The following is a 1,834-nucleotide window of genomic DNA, read 5'->3' on the forward strand; positions in this document are numbered from 1 at the left end:
CTTTGAAAGTAGTGTGACTAAGCCGAAATACTCATGTATTTCGGCTTTTTTGTTTCGGTAGTTTTCAATATACAAACAATATAAAAGCTAATGCATCTAACGGTCATATCTTATATGGCCGTCATTATAGATAGACAAAAAATCAATATAACAATAATTAACAAGAAGAGACCACTCTATGGCTTCATCAATGCAAAGTACTCAACAAACAACAGTGACAGGTGACAGCGGTAGTTATCGCTTTGCTCTAGTGTCATTGACTTCACTGTTTTTCATGTGGGGATTTATTACCTGTTTAAATGATATTCTCATCCCACATTTAAAAGCGGTGTTCTCACTCAATTACACCGAAGCAATGTTGATCCAGTTTTGTTTCTTTGGGGCGTACTTTTTAGTCTCATTACCAGCAGGTAAGTTAGTCAAAAAATTAGGTTATCAAAAAGGTATCGTCACTGGGCTCGTCATTGCTTGTATCGGGTGTTTGTTATTTTACCCGGCTGCAGCGTTTGCAACTTATGGATTATTCCTAGGTGCACTGTTTGTATTGGCGTCTGGGATCACCATTTTACAAGTGGCGGCAAACCCTTATGTCAATGCGTTGGGCTCAGTTGAAACCGCATCAAGTCGTTTAAACCTAACCCAAGCATTTAATGCATTAGGGACGACTGTAGCTCCTTTCTTTGGTGCTGTATTGATATTGTCTGTTGCATCTGGTGCGGTAGAAGGCTTAAGCCAAGCACAATCAGAAGCTGAAGTGGTAAAGCTTCCATACTTGATTCTGGCTGCAATGTTAGGCTTGCTCGCGTTAATTTTTTCCAAACTCAATTTACCTACCATTGCTGAACACAGCGATGATTCTGCTACTGGCGTGATAACGCATAATGGCAAAACCAGTGCCTTACAAAGCATGCATCTGGTGTTAGGTGCTGTCGGTATTTTTGTCTATGTTGGCGCTGAAGTGTCTATTGGTAGCTTTTTAGTCAATTTCTTAGGCGAAGAACAAGTTGCAGGTTTACAAGAAGCAGAAGCCGCTAAATATATCACCTACTATTGGGGCGGGGCGATGATAGGTCGTTTTGTCGGTTCTGTGATTATGCAAAAAATCCCAGCAGGTACCATGTTAGCGTTTAACGCTTTTGTTGCCGCAGCACTGGTGTTAGTGGCAATGAACAGTACTGGCGCTGTGGCCATGTGGTCAATTTTGGCAGTTGGATTGTTTAATTCGATTATGTTCCCAACTATCTTTAGCTTAGCATTGCGAGATTTAGGTCCACACACCTCACAAGGTAGCGGCATATTATGTTTAGCCATTGTTGGCGGCGCAATTGTACCGTTATTACAGGGTGTGATGGCCGATAATATGGGCCTGCAAGTGGCGTTTATTTTACCAGTTGTGTGTTATGCGTTTATTTTATTCTATGGCGCTAAAGGCTCAAGAATGTAATCTGGTTTTGATTACAGATATATTGCACTAAATCATCAGCGGCTTTCGGGCCGCTTTTTTATGTTTTGCATTAGTGAACATAACATCACACAGTTGTGAAAGGGCAAGGGTTGGCTTCAACGTATTAAGGTCGGGTGATGTTACAAAAGGTCATTCACAGAAAATCTATAAACATAGAATGATTGACTCTTTTATGCTGCCAAAGTGAGGAGTAAAGGCTGATATGGCCTTGCTATCAACAGCTTTAATCCCTATGATCAGCACGTTTTTAAATTGATCGTTATATTAGATAGAGAGCCCCCATGTTGACTTATCCGTTGTCAGGCAGTTCATCAGAGTTAGTCTTAAATGTGCTAACCATGGTGTTAACCCGAGGAAAACCATTAGATA

Annotated in this window: 1 protein-coding gene; it reads left to right on the forward strand. The window is 40.8% G+C overall.

Annotation, left to right across the window (positions count from 1 at the left end; all coding sequences use genetic code 11):
* The first annotated feature begins 178 nt into the window (after nucleotides 1-178).
* A complete protein-coding gene (locus CXF78_RS16125) occupies nucleotides 179-1,444 on the forward strand; it encodes a sugar MFS transporter (protein ID WP_011637255.1) in 1,266 nt (421 codons plus the stop codon).
* Nucleotides 1,445-1,834: the final 390 nt, after the last annotated feature.

Source organism: Shewanella sp. 11B5 (assembly GCF_002836795.1).
Lineage (GTDB): Bacteria > Pseudomonadota > Gammaproteobacteria > Enterobacterales > Shewanellaceae > Shewanella > Shewanella frigidimarina.

What these genes read in the sequence shown, in the direction of transcription:
- CXF78_RS16125 (WP_011637255.1), top strand. Translation starts at nt 179, where the DNA reads ATGGCTTCATCAATGCAAAGTACTCAACAAACAACAGTGACAGGTGAC.